Raw genomic sequence first — 20,726 nt, 5'->3', positions numbered from 1 at the left:
CGTCGTCCGCCCGAAGGGCGGGCCCCGCGGCTTCCGGTGCGTGCGATCGCAGGGCGCCGGAGCGCCCTGACAGCGGAGCTGTTCGGGTGTTTGGGCAACGCCGCGAGCGCGCGTGCCGGGCGTCGCGGGGCAGGCGGGACTTTCGACACACGCCCTAGTACGATCCGGCCAACACGCGCACGAGCTGGGAGGACGGACGTTGGGGCGGCTGACCGGCGGGGATCCCTCGCTGCTGCGAAGGATCAACTCCGCGGTGGTGCTGCACGCGCTGCGCGCCACGGACGCGGCGACGCTGACGGAGATCACCCGGGTGACCGGACTGTCCCGGCCGACGGTCGAGGGCGTCGTGGAAGGGCTCATCGAGGCGGGGTACGTCATCGAGAAGGCCCCGGACGAGAGTGTCGTACGGCGGCAGGGGCGGCCCGCGCGGCGCTTCCGGTTCCGGGCCGAGGCAGGGCATCTGCTGGGCCTGGACATCGGCTCGCACCGGGTCGCCGCGCTCCTGGCCGACCTGGACGGCCGGGTGCTGGGCGCGGTCGCCAAGGACGTCGACGAGTCGGCGTCCGCGGACGAGCGGCTGGAGCGGCTGCGCACGGCCGTGGCCGAGCTGCTGCGCCGGGCCGGCGTCGCCCGCGACTCGCTGCGCGCCGTGGGCGTGGCCTCGCCCGGGGTCGTCGAGGCCGACGGCACGGTGCGGCTGTGCGCCGCACTCCCCGAGTGGACGGGTCTGCGCCTCGGAGAACGGCTGAGCCGGTCCTTCAAGTGCCCGGTGCTGGTGGAGAACGACGCCAACGCCGCGGCGGTCGCCGAGCACTGGAAGGGCGCGGCGACCGAGTCCGACGACGTCGTGTTCGTGCTGGCCGGGCTGAGCCCGGGCGCCGGGTCGCTGATCGGCGGACGCCTGCACCGCGGGTACGGCGGGGCGGCCGGCGAGATCGGCGCACTGCACCTGCTGGGCCGCGAGGTGACGCCGGAGACCCTGCTGTCCACCACGGACGAGCCCTTGCACCCGTTGGACGAACAAGCCGTCGCGGAGGTCTTCGCGCAGGCCCGGGAGGGCGATCAGCGGGCCCGCGCGGCCGTCGAGCGCTTCATCCAGCGTCTCGTCCACGACGTCGCCGCCCTGGCCCTCGCCCTGGACCCGGAACTCGTCGTCGTCGGCGGCTGGGCGACCGGCCTGGACGGCGTACTGGAGCCGCTGCGCCGCGAGTTGGCCCGCTACTGCCTGCGCCCGCCGAAGGTCACCCTGTCCCTCCTGGGCGAGGCGGCGGTGGCGACCGGCGCACTGCGCCTGGCCCTCGACCACGTGGAGGAACAGCTCTTCGCGGTGGAGGGCACGGTGACGGCACGGCGCTGAACGGGCTGCGCCCCGGGTGGGTTCCCGGGGCGCACGGTCCGTGCAGTGGTCCGGCGGTTCAGGAGGCCCGGCGCTCGGGGTCCTGGTGGATCTCCACGCCGCCCGAGTCGCCGAAGGTGAGCCGGCAGGTGTCGGCGCGGTAGGTGGCGACGGAGAGCGCCGCCGTGCGGCCGCCGGCGAGGAAGCGGGTGGTGACGACGAGGACGGGAGCGCCGGGGAGGCGGTCCAGTTCCTTGGCGTCGTCCGCGCGGGCCGAGCCCAGCTCGACGGCGCTCTCCCGCCCCTCCAGCTCCAGTCGCTGCAGCTCGCGCAGGACCGCACGCGCGCGGGCCGGCCCCGAGGGGGCGTCTATGGCGGACAGCTCAGGCACCGACGAGGCGGGGATGTAGAGCAGCTCCGCCGCGACGGGCTGGCCGTGCGACACCCGGGAACGCCGCACGGTGTACACGGCCTCCTCCCGGCCGGTCTCAAGCGACGCGGCGACCGCCGCCGGCGGGGCCGCGACGGCGCAGTCCACGGCCTGCCAGACGTCCTCGCCGCCCCCCGGCCAGGCGTGCTGCTCGGTCCCGACGGCGACGCCCACGCGCGGGGGCGCGACCGTGGTGCCGACCCCCCGGCGGCGCTGCAGCCTGCCTTCCAGTTCGAGCTGCTCCAGCGCCTGGCGGAGCGTGGCACGGGCGACGCCGAACCGGGCGGCGAGGTCGCGCTCGTTGGGCAGGATCTCCCCCACGGAGAACTCGGAGTCCAGTGCCTCACTGAGCACGGTCTTGAGATGCCAGTACTTCGGTTCCGGCACCGTTTCCAGCTGCGTGGTCCCCACCCTGTCCTCCGCAATCGCCGTGGTCCGGCGGCGTTTTAGCGCCCTTGTTTATTAAAGGTTGTTGCACTTATCTGCGACCATAGGGCGGCCCCCACCCTTGGTCAAGACCAATCCTCGATCCCATGGCGAACACAGAGAGCGCTTGCGGAGAACGCGGAGAAACCGCTGTCTATTCGATCGGCAGTGTCAGCAGCTTGTCGGGGTTGCGGATGATGTAGATCGCCTGGATCCGGCCGTCCGAGACGTCCAGTTGGAAGACGCTGTCGGGCCTGCCCTCGGACAGGACGACGAGAGCCGGCCCGCCGTTGAGCTCCAGGAACAGGAAGGACGGCTCGGGCACGCCCTTCGCGGCGGCGCCGATGACGAAGCGGCCCACCTTGTCGGCGCTCTCCAGCACCCGCAGCGGCGCCCGCGACTTGCCGCCGCTGTCGCCCACGAGGCGTACGTCGGGCGCCAGCAGCGCCATCAGCCCCTCCAGGTCGCCCTCCCCCGCGGCGGCCAGGAAGCGCTCGGTGAGTTCGCGGCGCCGCCCGGGATCGACCTCGTAGCGCGGCCTGCGCTCCTCGACGTGCCTGCGGGCCCGCCCGGCGAGCTGCCGCACCGCCGGCTCGCCCCGGTCGAGCATGGACGCGATCTCCGCGTACGGGTAGCCGAACGCCTCCCGCAGGACGAACACCGCCCGCTCCAGGGGCGACAGCGACTCCAGGACGACCAGCACGGCCAGGGACACGGAGTCGGCGAGGACGGCCTTCTCGGCGGTGTCGGGCACGGTGTCCCCGAAGTCGGTGACGTACGGCTCGGGCAGCCACGGACCGACGTAGGCCTCGTTGCGCGCCTTGACCTGGCGCAGCCGGTCGATGGAGAGGCGGGTGGTGATCCGCACCAGGTAGGCACGCGGTTCGCGGACGTCACCGCGGTCCGCGCCGGACCAGCGCAGCCAGGCCTCCTGGACGACGTCCTCCGCGTCGGCCACCCGCCCGAGCATGCGGTAGGCGACCCCCAGCAGGACGGGGCGGTGCTCTTCGAAGACGTCGGTTCCGGTATCGGTGGTCACAGCCTTCATCCCACGCGACGTGTACGGACATGTCCAGGAGAAATCGCGTGGCGCGGAGCAGAATGGCGTGGGGCCGCCGGTGGTCGGCGGGCCGAGTGGCGGAGGTTGCGATGCGGTACGCGGTACTGGGCACGGGCGAGGTGGGCCGGACGCTGGCCGGGAAGCTGGTGGAACTGGGCCACGAGGTGACGCTGGGCTCCCGCAGCAAGGACAATCCGGCCGCCCTGGAGTGGGCGCGGGGCGCGGGGACGGGAGCGCGGTCGGGGACCTTCGAGGAGGCGGCCTCGTCGGCCGAGGTGGTGGTCGTCGCCGTCGGCGGGCGCGTGGCACTGGCGGCGCTGGAGGCGGCCGGGGCGGCCAATCTCGACGGCAAGGTCGTCGTCGACGTCACCAATCCCCTGGCGTTCGAGGACGGGCAGCTGCGGCTGGACCCCGTCGAGTCGGACAGCGTGGGTGAGCAGATCCAGCGGGCCTTCCCGCACGCGCGCGTGGTGAAGTCCCTCAACACCGTCAACTGCAAGGTGATGGTGGAACCGGCGCTGGTGCCGGGCGAGCACCAGGTCTTCGTGTGCGGCGAGGACGCGGCGGCCAAGGAACAGGTCACCGCCCTGCTCGGGGAGTTCGGGTGGCCGCCGCACCGGGTGCTGGACCTCGGCGGCATCCGGTCGGCGCGCGCCGTGGAGATGGCGCTGCCGCTGTGGGTCGACCTGTTCCGGCACTTCGGGCACGGGGAGTTCAACATGGAGATCCGCAGCGCGCGTTGAGCGGGGTGAGCGGCGGGGAGGAGCCGTGAGGTCGCGCGAACTGGGGGCTACCCGTCGGTAGCAATTGCTGACAAGCTGTCTACGGCGTCCGTCAGCGAGCCCCAGACGAGGAGCACCCCCATGTCCGCCACCGTCTCCTTCAAGGTCCCCTCCCCACGCGGCCCGCAGCCCGTGACCGTCTCCTACGCGCGCGTGGGCAGCGGTGCGCCGCTGCTCCTGCTGCACGGCATCGGTCACCACCGGCAGGCCTGGGACCCGGTGGTGGACATCCTCGCCACCGAACGCGAGGTGATCACCGTGGACCTGCCCGGGTTCGGCGCCTCCCCGGGGCTGCCGGACGGCCTGGCCTACGACCTGGCGACCACGACCGCCGTGTTCGGCGCGTTCTGCGAGGCTCTGGAACTCGACCGGCCGCATGTGGCGGGCAACTCCCTCGGCGGGCTGCTGGCCCTGGAGCTCGCCCGCGAGAAACTCGTGCGGTCGGTCACCGCCCTGTCCCCGGCCGGCTTCTGGTCCGAGGCCGAGCGGCGCTACGCCTTCGGCGTCCTGCTGGCCATGCGCCGGATCTCCCAGCGCCTGCCGCTGCCGCTGGTGGAGCGGCTGTCGCGCTCGGCGGCCGGACGGACGATGCTGACGAGCACCATCTACGCCCGCCCCGGCCGCCGTTCACCCGATGCCGTGATCGCCGAGACGCTGGCCCTCGCCGGGGCCACGGGGTTCGACGCGACACTGCGGGCCGGCACCGCCGTGCAGTTCACCGACGACATCCCCGATCTGCCGGTCACCGTGGCCTGGGGCACCAGGGACATGCTGCTCGTGCGCCGGCAGGGGGTGCGCGCCAAGCAGATCATTCCGCGGGCCCGTCTGGTGCGGCTGCCCGGCTGCGGGCACTGCCCGATGAACGACGACCCGGCGCTGGTGGCCCGCGTCATCCTCGACGGCAGCCGCTGACCCGGCGGGCCGCCGGCTCAACGCGCCGGAGCCGAGGGCGACTCCGGCGCCCACCAGGGCGCTGCCGACGGCCTGGGCGGCCCCGTAGGAGCCCGTTCCGACGAGCGGGGCGGTGCAGGCGGCGCCGACCGGGATGAGGCCGGAGAACAGCGTCGCGCGCTCGGCGCCGATCCGCTGCATGCCCATGTACCAGCAGACGAAGCCGACGACCGTGACCACCGCCGCCTGCCACAGCAGCGCGGCGGCCTCGGCGCCGTCCGGGCTGCGCAGCCACGCCGTGCCGTCCAGGAGCAGGCCGGTGACGGCCGACTCCACGGCCGCGACGCCGCACACCGTGGCGGACAGCAGCCGGGGCCCCAGCGGCCGCAGCACCGGGACGGCCAGGACGGCGAAGCCCACCTCACCGGCCAGCGCGCAGACGGAGAAGGCGATTCCGGCGCCGTCCGTGCGGCCCCACCCCTGGACCGTGAAGGCGCCGACCGCGACGAGCGAGGCCCCGTACAGGACGACGCGCCGGGGTTCGCGGCCCTCCAGGAGCGGTGCCACGACGGCCACGACCACCGGGGCGCAGCCCACGAAGACACCGGGGACGGCCGGTTCCGCGGTGCGCTCGGCGGCGAGCACGGCCAGGTTGAAGCCGACCATGCCCACCGCGGCGAGGGCGGCGAGGCGGGCCCACCGCCGGAGCCCGAGCGCACGCAGCCGGGCCGCCGCCCCGCGGCCGGCGAGCGGGACGAGCAGCAGGCAGGCCAGTGCGTAGCGCAGGAACTGGCCGCCGGCGTACGGATAGTGGCCGAGGACGCTGTTGGCGGTGAAGGAACCTCCGACGAGGACGGCGGCGAGTGCGGCGAGCAGGGCCCCACGGGCGGCGGTGGCGTTCATGACGGCGACGCTAGGCACCGCGGCGGACCGGTTTAAGGTCCATTCCCATGACGCCATCGGGGACCAATCCGGACGACACCGGTCACCAGAGGCCGGCCGGAGGCAAGGGCATCGGGCTCAGCGCCTCGCCCGCCTGGGAGCTGCTGCTGCCCGCCGTCTCCGCACCGGCACGCACGCGTGGCCGTTCGCTGCAGGCCGCGCTTCGGGAGGCGGTGCGTTCGGGGCGGCTGGCGCCGGGGACCAGGCTGCCGTCGAGCCGGGATCTCGCCGCCGACCTCGGCGTGTCGCGAGGGCTGGTGACCGAGGCGTACGAGCAGCTGACCGCCGAGGGATATCTGCGCAGCGGGCGGGGCGCCGGAACGTGGGTGGGGGGCGCCGTGCGGGCCGCGCCGCCACGCGCGCGTGACCTCGCGCCGCGCTCCCCCGGCGCCGACGCGGACTTCGTGGCCGGGACGCCGGATCTGTCGCTGTTCCCGCGCGCCGCATGGGCGGCCGCGCACCGCGAGGTGCTGGCCCGGCTGCCGCACGACGACCTCGGCTATCCCGACCCGCGGGGACTGCCCCGGCTGCGCACGGCGCTGGCCGAGCTGCTGACGCGGCGCCGCGGCGTGGTGGCCGACCCCGAACGCATCGTGGTCGTCTCCGGGGTGGCGCAGGCGACGGCACTGCTCGGATCCGTGCTGCACGCGCGCGGAGTGCGCGAGGTCGGCGTCGAGGACCCCGGCAGCCCCCAGCACACCGCGCTGTACGCCTCGGCCGGGGTCACGACCGTGCCGGTGCCGCTGGACGGCGAGGGGCCGCGCGTCGAAGCGCTCAGGGAGTCGGGGCTGCGGGCCGTGGTGGCGACGCCGTCCCACCAGTTCCCCACGGGCATCGCCTGCTCGGCGCGCCGCCGCGCCGAACTCCTCGACTGGGCGCGGTCGGTGGACGGCCTGGTCCTGGAGGACGACTACGACGGCGACTTCCGCTACGACCGCGCGCCCGTGGGCGCCCTTCAGGGGCTCGACCCGGAGCACGTGGCCTACGCGGGCTCGGTCAGCAAGTCCCTCGCCCCGGGCCTGCGGCTCGGCTGGCTGCTCGTGCCCCGGTCGCTGGCCGAGGAGGTCGTCGAACGCAAACGGACCATGGATCTGGGCCATCCGACCCTGGACCAGGCGCTGTTCGCCCGCTTCCTGGAGCGCGGCGACTACGACCGCCAGCTGCGCCGCTGCCAGCGGGCCTACCGGGAGCGGCGCGACACCCTCGTCGCCGCGCTGGCGGAGGACTTCCCGGGGGCGAGACTGACCGGCATCGCCGCGGGACTGCACGTCATCGCCGCTCTTCCCGCGCGGTACGGCCCCGAGGAGCGCTTCCTCGCGCGCGTGCGCGCCGCCGGGGTGGCCGTACGACCGCTGAGCGCGTACACGCACGCGCGTGCCGAACCCGCGGAAGGCGGTGACGTGCGTCTTGTCCTCGGGTACGCGCACCTGTCCCCCGGACGCATCCGGGCGGGCGTGCGCCTGATGGCGGCCGCGGTGTGAGCACCGGGTGCCGGCACTTCGGGCTCGTGCGACGTGTCGGCTCCCCGGCCGCCGCGGCCAGTTGTTCACTTGTGGTTTCCGTGCGCGCTGCGGCGCACCAGTAGTCATGGCATCGCACACCGGCCGGATCCCGTCCCTGGAGGCGCATCCATGTCACACCGTCCGCTCCCCGGCCGCCGCAGCGTGCTGCGCGGCTCCCTCGCCGCGTCCGCGGCCCTGGCTCTGCCCACCGCCGTCTCCGCGGCGCCGGCGTTCGCGCTCTCCGGTCGCCCCAGGGCGGACTGGGGGGTGCAGGCGGGCGAGGTGACCCGCGACTCCGGTCTGGTGTGGGTGCGGTCGGACCGTCCCGCCCGGATGATCGTCGAGACGTCGGCCACCGAGTCGTTCCGCCACCCGCGCAGATGGCAGGGCCCGCTGCTCGGCGCCGACTCCGACTTCACCGGCACGACCCGGCTGCACGGGCTCCCCGCGGGCGAGCAGATCCACTACCGCGTGCTGCTCGCCGACCCGGACGACCCGCGCCGCACCGGCGAGCCGGTCACCGGCGCGTTCCGCACGGCGCCGGCGAAGCGGCGTGAGGGCGTGCGGTTCGTGTGGTCCGGAGACCTGGCGGGCCAGGGCTGGGGCATCAACGAGTCGATCGGCGGCTACCGCATCTTCGACGCCATGGCGAAGGTGGACCCGGACTTCTTCCTGTGCAGCGGCGACAACATCTACGCCGACGGCGTGATCCCGTCGACGCAGGCACTCCCGGACGGCAGCCTGTACCGCAACCTCACCACCGAGGAGAAGTCGCACGTCGCGATCACGCTGGACGACTTCCGCGGCAACTTCCGCTACAACCTGCTGGACCAGGCGCTGCGCCGCTTCAACGCCCAGGTGCCGAACATCGTCCAGTGGGACGACCACGAGGTCCGCAACAACTGGTACCCGGGCGAGGTCATCGCCACCGGCACCGCCTACCCGGCCGGCACCAGGCTCGACGACCTCGCCGTTCGTTCGCGGCGCGCCTTCTCCGAGTACTTCCCCATCTCCACGATCAGCGGCCGCCCGGACGGCCGGATCTACCGCGTGGTCAACCACGGCCCCCTGCTGGACGTGTTCGTCCTCGACATGCGGACCTACCGCAACGCCAACTCGCCCGACGACCAGACCACCGACCCGCAGGGCATCCTCGGCGCCGAGCAGCTGCGGTGGCTCCAGCGCGAGCTGTCCCGGTCGCGTGCCGTGTGGAAGGTGATCGCCGCGGACATGCCGCTCGGCCTGGTCGTGCCGGACGGGGTGGAGGGGAAGGCGAACTTCGAGGCCGTCGCGCAGGGCGACCCCGGCGCCCCGCTCGGCCGCGAGTTGCAGATCGCCGAGCTGCTGCGGTTCATCAAGCACCGCCGGATCACCGGCACGGTGTGGCTGACCGCCGACGTGCACCACACCTCGGCCCAGCAGTACGACCCCTCGCGGGCCGCGTTCAAGGACTTCGAGCCGTTCTGGGAGTTCGTCTCCGGCCCGCTGAACGCCGGCGCCTTCCCCGCCAGCGCGCTCGACGGCACCTTCGGCCCGGACCGGGTGTTCGTGAAGGCCCCCACCGCCTCGAACGTCTCGCCGGCCGAGGGCTACCAGTTCTTCGGCGAGGTCGACATCGACGGCGACAGCGGTGAGCTGACGGTCCGGCTGCGCGAGTACGACGGGACCGTGCTGTTCACGAAGACACTGCGGCCGGGCCTGGTCGGACAGTAACTGCCGTACCCTCTCAGCAGGGCCGCGCACCGGCGTCATCCCCCGGCGCGCGGCCCTGTCCCGTACCCGCCAACTCCCCTGCCGGGAGCTCGTTTCCGCAGGTCGGCGCCGATTGTCAGTGGTCGCCTCTACGGTTTTTCCATGACGCGATCTTTGCAGGCCGTGGCCTATCGCCGACCCTCCGTGCTGGAGTCCTCGGCGGGCGGGCGACGCCTGGGACTCGAGACCTCGCGGGGTGCGACGCCCACCGGCGCCGAGGACCATCCCCGCTTCTTCGCCGGCTTCGTCACGGCGCCCCAGGCGGCGTCGGCCGGGCTGCTGGCGGTGGCGGACGTGGCGGCCGCCCGCTACTACCAGCGGCAGCTGCCGGCCTCGCTGGACCCGGTGGTGACGGGCAACGGCGACCGGCTGCGCTTCGAGTCCTTCTCGGGCTGCGGCGGGGTCTACGCCCGCCTCGACGTGCTGGCCGCGGGCCTGGACGGAGACGAGGTCGGGCACGGCACGACCAACGTCGACGTCAACAACCCGCTGCGTGAGGCTCTTTCCCGCCTCGGCTCCGACGATCCGCTCCATCTGCGGGTGGGCCCCGAGGAGCTGGCGGTGACCACGCTGGACGGGCCGGTCGTGGAGAAGAAGGTGCCGCTGCCCGAGCGGTGGCTGCGCGGGTTCGCCGAGGCCCAGGTCGTCGCGGCCGGCTTCGACCTGCGGGCGGAGCTTCCCGCCGCCGAGGCCGTCCGGTTCCTGCGCGCCCTGCCCCGCGGGGGTGGGCGGGGCGCCGCGACCGGGCCGCGATGGGTGGTGCCGTCCGGCCGTGGGCTGCGGCCGACCACCCGGGCGGTGCCGGGCGCGGTGTGTCTGCCCGGCCCGGAGCGGCTGGTCGCGCTGCACCGCGTACTGCGGCACGCGACGGCGCTGCGCGTCTACGGCCCCGCGGCCACCGGCAGCGCCTCCACGGCCTCTGCCTGGGAGGTCGTGCTGCCGGGGATGCGGCTGACGCTCACCCTGTCGCCCGACGCCTCACGGGGCTTCTCCGGCGAGGGAGGCGTGCTGGACGCGCTGGCCACGGACGAGGCCGCCGAGGACGCGGAGCTGGTCTCCGTCCTGCTCGCCTGGGAGCCCCGCATCGACGTCGCCGACCTCGCCGCCTCCTGCGGCCTGACCGCCGAGCGGGTGCGGGCGGCCCTGGTGCGCCTGGGCACCTCGGGCCGCGTCGGGTACGACTCCGCGGAAGCGGCCTACTTCCACCGCGAACTGCCCTACGACGCCGAGCGCGTGGAGCGCCACAACCCCCGGCTGCGCTCGGCCCGGGCGCTGGTGGCCGCGGGCGCCGTCGCCCTGGAGGGCGCCCTGGGGACGGTCACGGCCGAGGACGGGCATGTGCACCGGGTGCGGGACGAGGCCGGCGCGCTCAGCTGCAGCTGTCAGTGGTGGGCGAGGTACCGGGGCGGACGCGGGCCGTGCAAGCACGCCCTGGCGGTGCGGATGGTGCGGCGGGGTGCCGCGATCCAGCGGGAGACGGTCCGAGTCGACGGGGGTGCGCGATGAGCGCGTTGGTGGAAGCGGTGCGGGCCGGCCGGACGGCCGAGGTGATCGGTCTGCTCGACGAGCTGACGGACACCGAACGGCGGGCGGCCTTCCCGGAGTTGCAGGCCCTGCGCAAGGAGCTCAGGGCGGCCCCCTGGGACGCGGCGTCCCGTCGCGCGTACCCGGCGCTCTATGCGGCCGGGGTGGCCTGCCAGACGGGTGCGGCAGCCGTCGCCTCCTGGATCGCCGCCGCCGACATGCGCTGGTCGGGGACGTCCGCGGCCCTGCTGCTGCGGCTGCTCGGTGACCGGCCTTCGAAGTGGCTGGCCGATCTGACGGACCGGCTCGCCCAGCGCCCGGCGGCCTCCGGAGTGCCGTACGAACTCATGTCGGGGCTGGTACGGCTGTCGGGCTGCCCGGTGCCGACCACGGACGCGTATGTGCGGGGCTGGATGGGACACGTGGGCTGGGGCTGGCAGCGCGGGGGCACGCTGCTCGACCGCATGCGCCCGGATCCGCACCTCAGGGAGCTCGTGGCGGCGCTCTTCGAGACCAACGACATCGGCGGCCTGCTCGAATGGCCGCAGGGCGACGGGCCGGACAGCTGGACGGGGGCGCTGACGGGGCTGGCCGCCGAGGGCCTCGTGGAGCGCGAGGTGATGCTCGACGCGTGCCTGGCCCGGCTGCTGCGCGGCGGCACCAACACCGAACAGCGCGTCTTCCTGCGGTGGTTGAAGGCCCTGAAGCCGAGCAGGGACGAGGAACGGCGGCGCGTCGCCGACTGGCTGGCGCTGGCCTGCGACGCGGTCTCCCCCGTGGCCTCGCACGCTCAGTCGGTGCTGTCCGCCCTCATGCTCGACGGCGAACTGGACAGCCGTCGGCTGGCGGAGATGTCGTCGGCCGTGCTCTTCCGCACCGAGAAGAAACTGGTGCGTGCCCAGCTGGTGCTGCTCGGCAAGGTCCTCGCCCGGGACTCCGGCGCGGCCGAGGAGTTGCTGCCCGTGGTCGCCCGGGCCTTCGGCCACGCGGACTCGGACGTGCAGGAGCGGGCGCTGAAGCTGGTGGAGCGGCACCTGAAGAAGGCGGACAGTGCCGAGGTGCGGGGCGAGATCGCCGTGGAGGCGGAGCAGTTGATCCCCGGCCTGCGCGTCCGCGCGGTCCACCTCCTCGGAGCGGCGCCGGCGGCGGACCTCGCGCCGTACGAGGAGGTGCTTCCCCCCGTCCCGGCGCCCACGCTCCTCGCCCCGGCTCCGGGCTCCGCGGCCGAGGTCGCCGAGGAGGTGGGGGCGGCCATGGAGACCGAGCCCGGCGTGGCCGGCTTCGAGCGGGCCCTGGACGGTCTCGTGCGCCACGCGTACCGCGACCGGGAGGCCCTGGTGGAGGCGCTCGGCCCGGTGATCTCCCGCCGCTGGTGGCACGGCGCCGAGAGCGGTCTGCGGTACCGGAGCCGGTTCAGCAGGAGCGACTTCTCGGTCTCGGGCGCCGAGGACGGGCTCGATCTCCTCCTGGCCGTCCTCCTCGACAAGGTGGACCTCGGGACACTCCACGCGTTCGTCCAGCACGGTTCCACTGTCCGCGAGTGCGGGCACAGCGCCCTGAGCCGGGCCTTCGCGGCCCGGCTGTGGGAGATCGCGTACCGGCTGCGGACCGACCCGCTGCCCTTCCTGCTGTCGACCCCGACCTGGAGCACGGGCCTGCTGGAGCCGGACGAGCTGGTGGACCGGCTGGAGGAGTACCGGCGGCTGGGCGCGCGGGTGTCGGCGGCGGACTTCGCACAGGCGCTGCTGCGGGTGCGGCGCACGGACCGGCCGGCGGCCGCCCGGGCCGCCGAGCGTGCCGCCGCGCTCGGCACGCGGGAGGGCGCGCGGCTCGCCGACTGGCTGGCCGCCCCGGGCGACGGGCAGCCGACGGTCCGGCGGCGGACCTCGGGCAGCCGGATCCTGCTGGAGACGGGGGAACTGCTCGAACTGCAGCAGGACTTCCCGGCGGAGTACCGGTATCTGGGCCGTCCGGTGGGCGTCTTCACCGACCGCTGGTACTGCCATCACTGGAGCGACGACGCGCGTGCGCACTGGCTGGCCGTGCTGCCCGAGCGGCGCGAACTCGTCGCCGTACGCCTGCTGCGGGATCTGTCGGATCTGGCGGTGGACGACGACCGGGGCGCGGCCGTCCTGCCGCGGCTCGCCGAGTCCGGCGGCGAGGCCGGGGAGGCGGTGCACCTGGGCCTGGCCTACGGGCTCGGCGCCCGGCACGCGGAGGACCGGCTCGCCGCCGTGGACGCGCTGTTGACGCTGGCGGCACGCGACCAGCTGGACGGGGCCCGGCTGGGCGCGGACCTCGGGCAGCTCGTGCGGCGCGGTGCCGTCAAGCCGCTGCGGCTCGCGGAGTCGGCCCGGACCGCGGCGGCCACGGGCGCCGACGCGACCGTCTGGGAGATCCTCCGGCACACGCTGCCCCCGCTGCTCGCGGAGTTCGCCACGGGCGGTGCGGGAGCCTCCGCCCGAGGACTCGGGGAACTGCTGGCCGTGGCCGCGGAGTCCGCCGAGCGGTGCGGGGCCCGGGGTGAGATACCCCACCTCGCGCGGACCGCGGGCCGGCGCGGCTCGTCCCGGATCGTGGCGCAGGCGCGGCGGCTGCGCGGCGCTCTGACATGGGAGGTGGCCGCTTGAGCGGAAAGCGGCACACCCTAATCGTAAAGAAATCAACAAAAGGAACATAAGCGCGCTTTACCGATCAGTCACAAACCGTTCGTGATCACGCAACACGTTTCCTTCACAGTGGTTCCATGAGTCGAGACATGTCTGATGGGACGACAGAGAGTCAGGGCCGTTGCGGCCACCACCGGCGGAGCGGCGTGGCCGCGGTCGCCTCGGTGTTCCAGACGTGGTGGTCACGCCGCCACGGACACGCGCCACCGGCGGGCGATACCGGTGCCCGGCCGGTGCCGAGCGAGCGGCAGGCCGGGCCGGACGAGAGCGCGTTGTGGCGGATGCGGACGACCGTGAAGGACGAACCGGGGTCGCTGGCGGCCCTGTGCGTGGCGCTCGCCGGGCAGCGCGTCGACATCCTGAGCCTGCAGACGCATCCGCTGGCCGAGGGCACGGTCGACGAGTTCCTGCTGCGGGCTCCCGGCGACCTCATGGCCTCCGAGCTCACGCAGGTCGTCTCGGGAGCCGGGGGCGCGGACACCTGGATGGAGCGGGCCGACGCCCACGATCTGGTGGACGCGCCGACCCGGGTGCTCGGCCTGGCGGCCCGCACCGCTTTGGACGCGGCGGAACTGCCGCTGGCGCTGCGGCAGTTGCTGGGCCGGTGCACGATCCGCCAGTTGCCGGCCACGCCGGTCGGGGGCGGCCGCGGTCCGGACGGCGTGCCGTTGGACGGGGTGCTGGAGGACACGGTGATGCGGCTGCGGGCGCCGGAGGGCGGCGTGATCACCGTGGAACGGCCGTACCTGCCGTTCACCCCGACCGAGTTCGCGCGGGCGCGGGCCCTGGTGGAACTCGACGCGCGGCTCGGACCGCGGGTGCCGCGCGGCCAGGACGTGCTGACGCTGCCCGAGGGGAACGAGATCACGGTGCGCCGGGCCGGTCCGGGCGACCTGGAGGCGGCCCGCGAGATGCACGAACGGTGCTCCTCGCGGACGCTCTCCATGCGCTACCACGGGCCGGTCGGGGACGCGGACCGCTATCTGAACCACCTGCTCAGCCCGCGCTTCGGCCGGACGCTCGCCGTGCAGACCGCGTCGGGCCGCGTCGTCGGGCTCGGGCACCTGCTGTGGGACGGGGACGAGACCGAGGTCGCGCTGCTCGTCGAGGACAAGTGGCAGCGGCGGGGCATCGGCGCGGAACTCCTGGAGCGGCTGGTGGCGATGGCCGCCGAGGCCGGCTGCGAAAGCGTGTACGCCGTGACGCAGGCATCCAACACCGGGATGGTCGCGGCCATGCGGGGCCTGGGGCTCCCCCTCGACTATCAGATCGAGGAGGGCACCCTGGTCATCACGGCCCGCCTCGGCGTGGACGCCGGACTGGTGAGGATCACCAACGCGGAAGCGCCCTAGAGGCCGCGGCGGCGTCGGCGGGCACGGCGGAGTCGTGCCCGCTCGCGCGGTTCGCCGTGGCCTTCACGGGCCGCTCCCCCAGCGCCTGGTCCAGGTCGGCCCACAGGTCGTCCACGTCCTCCAGGCCCACCGACATCCGCAGCAGCCGGTCGCTGACCCCGGCCCCGCGGCGGTCGTCGGCGTCGACGATGCGGTGGCTGATCGACGCCGGGTGCTGGATGAGGGTGTCGACGCTGCCCAGGCTGACCGCCGGGGTGATCAGGCGGACCGCGGCGATGACCTCGTGCGGGTCGCCGGCCGTCTCGAAGGCGATCATCGCGCCGCCGATGCGCGGGTAGTGGACGCGGGTGACACGCGGGTCGGCGGAGAGACGGCGGACCAGTTCGGCGGCGTTGGCGGAGGCCGCGCGGACACGGACCGGGAGGGTCGACAGGCCGCGCAGGAGGAGGTAGCCGGCGAGCGGGTGCAGGACGCCGCCGGTGGCGAAGCGGACCTGGCGCAGCCGGCCGGCGAACTCCTCGTCGCAGGCGACCACGCCCGCCATCACGTCGCCGTGTCCGCCGAGGTACTTGGTGGCACTGTGCAGCACCAGGCGCGCGCCGAGGCCGGCCGGGCGCTGGAGAACCGGCGTGGCGAAGGTGTTGTCCGCCAGGAGCGGGACCGAACCGCAGGCGTGGGCGACGGCGCGCAGGTCGACCTCCGCGAGCGTCGGGTTGGCCGGGGACTCCACCATCACCAGACCGGTGTCCGGGCGCAGCGCGTCGGCGATGCCCGCCGGGTCGGTCCACGTCACCTCGGAGCCGAGCAGTCCCGCGGTGAGCAGATGGTCGCTGCACCCGTACAGGGGGCGTACGGCGACCACGTGGCGCAGGCCCAGGGAGGCGCGTACGAGCAGGACGGCGCTCAGCGCGGCCATCCCGCTGGCGAAGGCGACCGCGGACTCAGTGCCCTCGAGGCGGGCGAGCGCGGTCTCGAAGCGGGCGACGGTCGGGTTGCCCAGGCGGGCGTAGACGGGCGGGCCGTCGGGCTCGGCGCCGGTGGTGGCGAACGCGTCGATGCGGGCCGCCTCGCCCCGGCTGTCGTACGAGGGGTAGGTGGTCGACAGGTCGATGGGCGGGGCGTGCAGCCCCTGCCGGGCGAGGTCGTCGCGGCCGGCGTGCACGGCCTCGGTGGCCAGAGCTCTCGTGGACTCCATGCCCGAAGCGTGAACAACGGCCGGGTAGCGGGAGCCGAACACCGTGCTACGTTCGCCCGATGGCCGAATCTGTCGTACTGGATCCGGTGGACCTTCATCTTCTGCGCCTGCTGCAGAACGACGCCCGGACCACCTACCGTGACCTCGCCGCGCAGGTGGGCGTCGCGGCCTCGACCTGCCTGGACCGGGTGACGCGGCTGCGCCGCTGCGGGGTGATCCTCGGACATCAGCTGCGACTCGATCCGGCCAAACTCGGGCGGGGTCTTCAGGCGCTGCTGTCGGTGCAGGTCAGACCGCATCGGCGGGAGCTGGTGGGACCGTTCGTGGAACGGATCCGGGCCCTGCCGGAATCCAGGACCGTCTTCCATCTGACCGGGCCGGACGACTATCTGGTCCATGTGGCCGTGGCGGACATGACGGATCTGCAGCGGCTGGTGCTCGACGAGTTCACGTCCCGGAAGGAGGTGGCCCGCGTGGAGACGCGGCTGATCTTCCAGCAGTGGGACTGCGGGCCGCTGCTGCCGCCTTCGCCCTCGGCACAATCGGGGTGACGTGCGGCGGACCGTCTACCAGGATGGACCGCATGTCGCAGACCACGAACATGCTGCCCCGACAGGTCGCCGACGCGTACGTCGACGAGGTCATCGCCCTCGACCCGGTGACCGGTACGTACCTCGGTGTGAAGGAGAGCTCCAGCAAACTGCCCGATCTCTCGCCCGGCGGCCAGGAGGCGCTGGCGCAGTTGGCCCGCCGCACCCTGGCCCGGCTCGACGAGGCCGAACGCCTGCCCGGTGCGGACAGTGACGTCGAGCGCCGGTGCGGCCGGCTGCTGCGCGAGCGGCTCACCGCGGACCTCGCCGTGCACGAGGCCGAGGAGGGCCTGCGCCGGGTCGGCAACCTCGGCACACCGGTGCACTCGGTGCGCGAGGTGTTCACCGTGACGCCGAACCAGACCGACGAGGACTGGGCGGCGATCGCCGAGCGGCTGCGCGGCGTGCCGGCCGCGCTGGCCGGGTACCGCGAGTCCCTGGAGCTCGGCCTGGAGCGCAAGCTGTACGCGGCGCCGCGGCCGACCGCCACGTTCGTCGGACAGCTCACCGAGTGGGCGGACACCGACGGCAAGGGACACGGCTGGTTCGAGGAGTTCGCCTCGGCCGGCCCCGAGGCACTGCGCGCCGAGCTGGACGAGGCCGCCCGTGGGGCGACCGCGGCGGTCGTGGAGCTGCGGGACTGGATGCGCGATGTGTACGCGCCGGCGATCGAGGGCGCCCCTGACACCGTCGGCCGCGAGCGCTACGCCCGCTGGGCCCGCTACTTCAACGGCACCGACCTCGACCTGGACGAGGCGTACGCGTACGGCTGGTCGGAGTTCCACCGGCTGCTCGGCGAGATGAAGCGGGAGGCCGAGAAGATCCTGCCCGGCGCCGAGACCCCGTGGGTGGCGCTCGCGCACCTCGACGAGCACGGCAGGCACATCGACGGCGTCGACGAGGTCCGCGACTGGCTGCAGGGTCTGATGGACCAGGCGATCGCCGACCTGGACGGCACGCACTTCGAACTCGCCGAGCGGGTAAGGAAGGTGGAGTCGTGCATCGCCCCGCCCGGCGGTGCGGCGGCGCCGTACTACACGCCGCCCTCGGAGGACTTCTCCCGTCCGGGCCGCACCTGGCTGCCGACGATGGGCCAGACCCGTTTCCCGGTCTACGACCTGGTCTCCACCTGGTACCACGAGGGCGTGCCCGGACATCATCTGCAGCTGGCGCAGTGGGCGCACGTCGCCGAGAACCTCTCCCGCTACCAGGCCACGCTCGGCGGGGTCAGCGCCAACGCCGAGGGCTGGGCGCTGTACGCGGAGCGGCTGATGGACGAGCTCGGCTATCTCAAGGACGCGGAGCAGCGGCTGGGTTACCTGGACGCGCAGATGATGCGGGCCGCCCGGGTCATCGTCGACATCGGCATGCACCTGGAGCTGGAGATCCCGGCGGACTCCCCCTTCCACCCGGGTGAGCGCTGGACGCCCGAGCTGGCGCAGGAGTTCTTCGGCGCGCACAGCAGCCGCCCGGCGGATTTCGTGGAGAGCGAACTGACCCGCTATCTGACCATCCCGGGCCAGGCGATCGGCTACAAGCTCGGCGAACGGGCCTGGCTGCTGGGCCGGGAGAAGGCCCGCGAGCGGCACGGCGAGTCCTTCGACCTCAAGGCCTGGCACATGGCTGCGCTCTCGCAGGGCTCGCTGGGTCTGGACGACCTGGTGGACGAGCTGGCCCGGCTGTGACCGGCGCCGGAAGCGGCCCCCGGAGCCGATGACCGCTCCGGTGTCCGGTCCGCCTCGTCGGTGGCGAGCCATACGACGAGGCGGGCCGGCCGTTCGGCCGCTCACCAACGACCGGACGAGCAGCGGCGTTCGGTCGCTCGCCAACGACCGGAGGAGGAGCGGGGATCGGTCGCTCGCCAACGACCGGATGAGGAGCGGGGATCGGCGTCAGTCGAGGCGCCGAAGCTGTACGAGGCCGACCCACGTCTCCGGGCCCGGCTGGACGTTGGCCGCGCGGACCGCGTAACTGCCCGGCTGGAGCGGGACCTTCAGGCAGTCCGTGCGCCCGGTCTCGCCGCCGGGCCAGGCCGAGTCGAACAGTACGACCGCGCCCGGCACCTCCCAGCGCACCTCGTTCTCCCAGTCCGCCGCGGCGAGGGCGGCGGGGACGACGGCCAGCAGCTCGTCCTCGGAGTTCGCGGCGCACCACCGTACGAAGGCGCCGTGTTCCGGCAGGTAGGCGGTGGAGGCGGGTTCGTCGCCGAGGACCAGGGCCGCCGAGTCGCCGACCGGGAGCAGACCGACGACGCCGTCGACCTCGCAGGCGCGGTCGTAGTCCGATGCGGTCTCCTCGCCATCGGCTCCCGCCCAGAACGGCAGGACCGTCTCCGGTACCGCTATGAGCGGGCCGCCGCCCGACTCCACCCACTCCACCGCACCGGGATCCGCGTATCGCACCATGGCGCAAGAACCTACACGCACGCGCGTTCCGCGTTTCCGGCGTCCCCCAGCCCTCCCTGGGGGCCACCCCATCCGGACCGGTCATACCGGGCGAAGGGTCAGCAGCCGCAGTCGTCCGTGCCCACCGGCGCCGTCAGCGGGTCGGCGGCGCGGCGGCCGGCGCCCTCCCAGGTCTCGTACGGGAAGCCCTCGCGCGCCCAGTACTCGAACCCGCCGAGCATCTCCTTGACGCGGTAGCCGAGTTCGGCGAGGGCGAGCGCGGCCCGGGTGGCGCCGTTGCAGCCGGGGCCCCAGCAGTACGTGACCACCGGCACGGACTTGTCGAGGAGCCCTTCGGCCTGCTCGGGGATGAGCGCGGTCGGCAGGTGCACGGCGCCGGGAATGTGGCCCTGGTCCCAGGACTCCGTGGAGCGGGAGTCCACGACGACGAAGCCGGGGCCGCCGTCGGCCGCGAGCGCGGCGGCCACGTCGGAGACGTCGGCGTGGAAGGCGAGGCTCGCCCGGAAATGGGCGGCGGCCTCGGCCGGGGCCGCCAGGGCGACGCGCAGGACGGGGTTCACGGCGGTGGTGGTGCTGGTCATGATCTGGCCTTTCGCCGAGGTTCTTTCGCTACGACGGGCGTTCGCCGCGGCGTTGTGCCACCACGGAGCTGGGTCACCCGGCGTTCTGCTGCTACGACAAGGAATCTACGGGCGCCGACCGGCACTCTGAAGGGCCGTTCCACGGCCGACTCCTTGCTCGACCGGGGATTCCCCTGCTATTTCTCGGGCATGACCGTGTTTTCCCCGGACGCCACCGACTGGCGCATCCTCGAGGTCCTGCAGCGTGAGGGCCGGGCCAGTTTCGCCGAGCTGGCCCGTGCCGTGTCCATGTCGCCGAGCGCGGTCACCGAGCGGGTGCGGCGGCTGGAGGAGGCGGGGGTCATCCAGGGGTACGCCGCCGTCGTGGACCCCGAGCGGCTGGGGCTGCCGATCCTCGCGTTCGTCCGGCTCAGGTACCCCACCGGGAACTACAAGCCGTTCCACGACCTGGTCGCCGTGACGCCCGAGATCCTGGAGGCGCACCATGTGACGGGCGACGACTGCTTCGTCATCAAGGTCGCCGCCCGCTCGATGCGGCATCTGGAGGAGGTGTCGGGGAAGATCGGGTCGCTCGGCTCGGTGACCACGAGCGTCGTGTACTCCTCGCCGCTTCCCCGGCGCCCGCTCGGTCACTGACCGCGCTGACGGACCACCGACCCCGATCTGCCCTTCACGACCTCCAGTTGGGCGTGGATGCGCCGTCTCAGGTCGGCGACGTGGCTGACGATGCCGACGCTGCGGTCGCGTTCACGCAGGGAGTCGAGCACGTCGAGGACCTCGTCGAGGGTCTGGTCGTCGAGGCTGCCGAAGCCCTCGTCGATGAAGAGGGTGTCGAGGCGCACCCCGCCCGCCTCGTCCGTGACGACGTCCGCGAGGCCGAGGGCGAGGGCGAGGGAGGCGAAGAAGGTCTCCCCGCCGGAGAGGGTCGCCGTGTCCCGCTCGCGTCCGGTCCAGGCGTCGACGACGTGCAGTCCGAGACCGCTGCGGCCGCGGCCGGCGCGGTCGTCGGAGTGGACCAGGGTGTAGCGGCCGGAGGACATCCGCTGCAGGCGGACGGTCGCCGCGGCGGCCACCTGCTCCAGACGGGCCGCCAGTACGTACGACTCCAGGCGCATCCGGCGTTCGTTCTCCGCGGAGGTGCCGGCCGTGAGGGCGGCCAGGCGGGCCACACGGTCGTACTCCTCGCGCAGCGGTGCCAGGGCGCGGACGCCGTCGGCGGAGCGGGCGGAGAGCCGGTCCAGCTCGGCGCAGCGCCGGGCGGCCTCGTCGCGCGCCGAGGCGGCCTCGCG

The 20,726-nt window shown here is 73.8% G+C and carries 17 protein-coding genes and 1 pseudogene; 11 read left to right on the top strand and 7 right to left on the bottom strand.

Translation table 11 applies throughout. From position 1 onward, the window contains the following. Nucleotides 1-199: 199 nt before the first annotated feature. Nucleotides 200-1,357: an ROK family protein gene (locus tag M8J74_RS35180; protein WP_249840317.1), complete on the top strand. Its 1,158-nt coding sequence runs from the start codon at nucleotides 200-202 to the stop codon at nucleotides 1,355-1,357. A 58-nt stretch (nucleotides 1,358-1,415) separates the two neighbouring features. Here the strand turns inward: M8J74_RS35180 and M8J74_RS35175 are convergent, their stop codons facing one another. After that, on the bottom strand, nucleotides 1,416-2,177 hold the full coding sequence (locus M8J74_RS35175; RefSeq protein ID WP_249840316.1) for a GntR family transcriptional regulator: 762 nt from the start codon (nucleotides 2,175-2,177) through the stop codon (nucleotides 1,416-1,418). 169 nt (nucleotides 2,178-2,346) lie between these two features. Next, entirely contained in the window at nucleotides 2,347-3,231 is an 885-nt protein-coding gene (locus M8J74_RS35170; RefSeq protein ID WP_249840315.1) for an RNA polymerase sigma-70 factor, read from the bottom strand. Between the two features lie 110 nt (nucleotides 3,232-3,341). Here M8J74_RS35170 and M8J74_RS35165 point away from each other — a divergent pair, with 110 nt between their 5' ends. Both M8J74_RS35165 and M8J74_RS35160 read left to right on the top strand, forming a co-directional pair. Then, nucleotides 3,342-3,995 carry an NADPH-dependent F420 reductase gene (locus M8J74_RS35165; protein ID WP_249840314.1) on the top strand — a complete coding sequence of 218 codons (654 nt, stop codon included), beginning with the start codon at nucleotides 3,342-3,344 and terminating at the stop codon, nucleotides 3,993-3,995. Between the two features lie 120 nt (nucleotides 3,996-4,115). Beyond that, complete coding sequence (locus M8J74_RS35160) at nucleotides 4,116-4,946, top strand: alpha/beta fold hydrolase (protein ID WP_249840313.1); 831 nt, start codon at nucleotides 4,116-4,118, stop codon at nucleotides 4,944-4,946. Nucleotides 4,947-5,039: 93 nt separating this feature from the next. Here the strand turns inward: M8J74_RS35160 and M8J74_RS35155 are convergent. Further along, nucleotides 5,040-5,828 (bottom strand): annotated as a pseudogene (locus tag M8J74_RS35155) (EamA family transporter); the annotation flags it as partial. A 47-nt stretch (nucleotides 5,829-5,875) separates the two neighbouring features. Here M8J74_RS35155 and pdxR point away from each other — a divergent pair. From pdxR to M8J74_RS35130, 5 genes are all read left to right on the top strand, one after another. Continuing rightward, nucleotides 5,876-7,348, top strand: a complete 1,473-nt coding sequence (gene pdxR / locus M8J74_RS35150; RefSeq protein ID WP_249840312.1) for a MocR-like pyridoxine biosynthesis transcription factor PdxR — start codon at nucleotides 5,876-5,878, stop codon at nucleotides 7,346-7,348. A gap of 150 nt (nucleotides 7,349-7,498) precedes the next feature. Further along, nucleotides 7,499-9,082, top strand: a complete 1,584-nt coding sequence (locus tag M8J74_RS35145) for an alkaline phosphatase D family protein (RefSeq protein WP_249840311.1) — start codon at nucleotides 7,499-7,501, stop codon at nucleotides 9,080-9,082. A 141-nt stretch (nucleotides 9,083-9,223) separates the two neighbouring features. After that, complete coding sequence (locus tag M8J74_RS35140; protein WP_249840310.1) at nucleotides 9,224-10,627, top strand: SWIM zinc finger family protein; 1,404 nt, start codon at nucleotides 9,224-9,226, stop codon at nucleotides 10,625-10,627. Beyond that, complete coding sequence (locus M8J74_RS35135; RefSeq protein ID WP_249840309.1) at nucleotides 10,624-13,275, top strand: DUF7824 domain-containing protein; 2,652 nt, start codon at nucleotides 10,624-10,626, stop codon at nucleotides 13,273-13,275. The genes M8J74_RS35140 and M8J74_RS35135 overlap by 4 nt, the downstream gene beginning before the upstream one ends. A 116-nt stretch (nucleotides 13,276-13,391) precedes the next feature. After that, on the top strand, nucleotides 13,392-14,666 hold the full coding sequence (locus M8J74_RS35130; RefSeq protein WP_372500364.1) for a GNAT family N-acetyltransferase: 1,275 nt from the start codon (nucleotides 13,392-13,394) through the stop codon (nucleotides 14,664-14,666). Here the strand turns inward: M8J74_RS35130 and M8J74_RS35125 are convergent. Beyond that, on the bottom strand, nucleotides 14,644-15,861 hold the full coding sequence (locus M8J74_RS35125; protein ID WP_249840307.1) for a trans-sulfuration enzyme family protein: 1,218 nt from the start codon (nucleotides 15,859-15,861) through the stop codon (nucleotides 14,644-14,646). The two genes, M8J74_RS35130 and M8J74_RS35125, sit on opposite strands and share 23 nt — an antisense overlap. Nucleotides 15,862-15,920: 59 nt before the next feature. Between M8J74_RS35125 and M8J74_RS35120 the strand changes: the two genes are divergently transcribed. Then, a complete protein-coding gene (locus tag M8J74_RS35120) occupies nucleotides 15,921-16,412 on the top strand; it encodes an Lrp/AsnC family transcriptional regulator (RefSeq protein ID WP_058926701.1) in 492 nt (163 codons plus the stop codon). A 32-nt stretch (nucleotides 16,413-16,444) separates the two neighbouring features. Then, nucleotides 16,445-18,136, top strand: a complete 1,692-nt coding sequence (locus M8J74_RS35115) for a DUF885 domain-containing protein (RefSeq protein WP_249840306.1) — start codon at nucleotides 16,445-16,447, stop codon at nucleotides 18,134-18,136. A gap of 207 nt (nucleotides 18,137-18,343) precedes the next feature. Here M8J74_RS35115 and M8J74_RS35110 read toward each other — a convergent pair whose 3' ends face one another. Both M8J74_RS35110 and M8J74_RS35105 read right to left on the bottom strand, forming a co-directional pair. Further along, the gene (locus M8J74_RS35110; protein WP_058926699.1) at nucleotides 18,344-18,856 is read right to left on the bottom strand and encodes an immunity 21 family protein; all 513 of its coding nucleotides are present in this window, start codon (nucleotides 18,854-18,856) and stop codon (nucleotides 18,344-18,346) included. A gap of 98 nt (nucleotides 18,857-18,954) precedes the next feature. Next, a complete protein-coding gene (locus M8J74_RS35105) occupies nucleotides 18,955-19,437 on the bottom strand; it encodes a rhodanese-like domain-containing protein (RefSeq protein WP_249840305.1) in 483 nt (160 codons plus the stop codon). Nucleotides 19,438-19,626: 189 nt separating this feature from the next. On the opposite strand from M8J74_RS35105, the gene M8J74_RS35100 reads away from it, so the two are divergent. Then, entirely contained in the window at nucleotides 19,627-20,073 is a 447-nt protein-coding gene (locus M8J74_RS35100) for an Lrp/AsnC family transcriptional regulator (protein WP_058926697.1), read from the top strand. Here the strand turns inward: M8J74_RS35100 and M8J74_RS35095 are convergent. Continuing rightward, nucleotides 20,067-20,726, bottom strand: a 660-nt coding sequence (locus M8J74_RS35095; RefSeq protein WP_283949004.1) for an SbcC/MukB-like Walker B domain-containing protein, incomplete at its 5' end; no start/stop codon positions are given. The genes M8J74_RS35100 and M8J74_RS35095 overlap by 7 nt on opposite strands.

This window comes from Streptomyces panaciradicis (genome assembly GCF_023516615.1).
Taxonomy (GTDB): domain Bacteria; phylum Actinomycetota; class Actinomycetes; order Streptomycetales; family Streptomycetaceae; genus Streptomyces; species Streptomyces panaciradicis.
The sequence above is the reverse complement of the archived record's forward strand: the minus strand, read 5'-3'. Positions and strand labels throughout refer to the sequence as shown.

Coding starts and splice junctions, on each gene's coding strand:
- M8J74_RS35110 (WP_058926699.1), bottom strand. CDS start 18,856: ATGGTGCGATACGCGGATCCCGGTGCGGTGGAGTGGGTGGAGTCGGGC.
- M8J74_RS35145 (WP_249840311.1), top strand. CDS start 7,499: ATGTCACACCGTCCGCTCCCCGGCCGCCGCAGCGTGCTGCGCGGCTCC.
- M8J74_RS35115 (WP_249840306.1), top strand. CDS start 16,445: ATGTCGCAGACCACGAACATGCTGCCCCGACAGGTCGCCGACGCGTAC.
- M8J74_RS35105 (WP_249840305.1), bottom strand. CDS start 19,437: ATGACCAGCACCACCACCGCCGTGAACCCCGTCCTGCGCGTCGCCCTG.
- M8J74_RS35125 (WP_249840307.1), bottom strand. CDS start 15,861: ATGGAGTCCACGAGAGCTCTGGCCACCGAGGCCGTGCACGCCGGCCGC.
- M8J74_RS35130 (WP_372500364.1), top strand. CDS start 13,392: ATGAGTCGAGACATGTCTGATGGGACGACAGAGAGTCAGGGCCGTTGC.
- M8J74_RS35135 (WP_249840309.1), top strand. CDS start 10,624: ATGAGCGCGTTGGTGGAAGCGGTGCGGGCCGGCCGGACGGCCGAGGTG.
- M8J74_RS35120 (WP_058926701.1), top strand. CDS start 15,921: ATGGCCGAATCTGTCGTACTGGATCCGGTGGACCTTCATCTTCTGCGC.
- M8J74_RS35140 (WP_249840310.1), top strand. CDS start 9,224: ATGACGCGATCTTTGCAGGCCGTGGCCTATCGCCGACCCTCCGTGCTG.
- M8J74_RS35165 (WP_249840314.1), top strand. CDS start 3,342: ATGCGGTACGCGGTACTGGGCACGGGCGAGGTGGGCCGGACGCTGGCC.
- M8J74_RS35160 (WP_249840313.1), top strand. CDS start 4,116: ATGTCCGCCACCGTCTCCTTCAAGGTCCCCTCCCCACGCGGCCCGCAG.
- M8J74_RS35100 (WP_058926697.1), top strand. CDS start 19,627: ATGACCGTGTTTTCCCCGGACGCCACCGACTGGCGCATCCTCGAGGTC.
- pdxR (WP_249840312.1), top strand. CDS start 5,876: ATGACGCCATCGGGGACCAATCCGGACGACACCGGTCACCAGAGGCCG.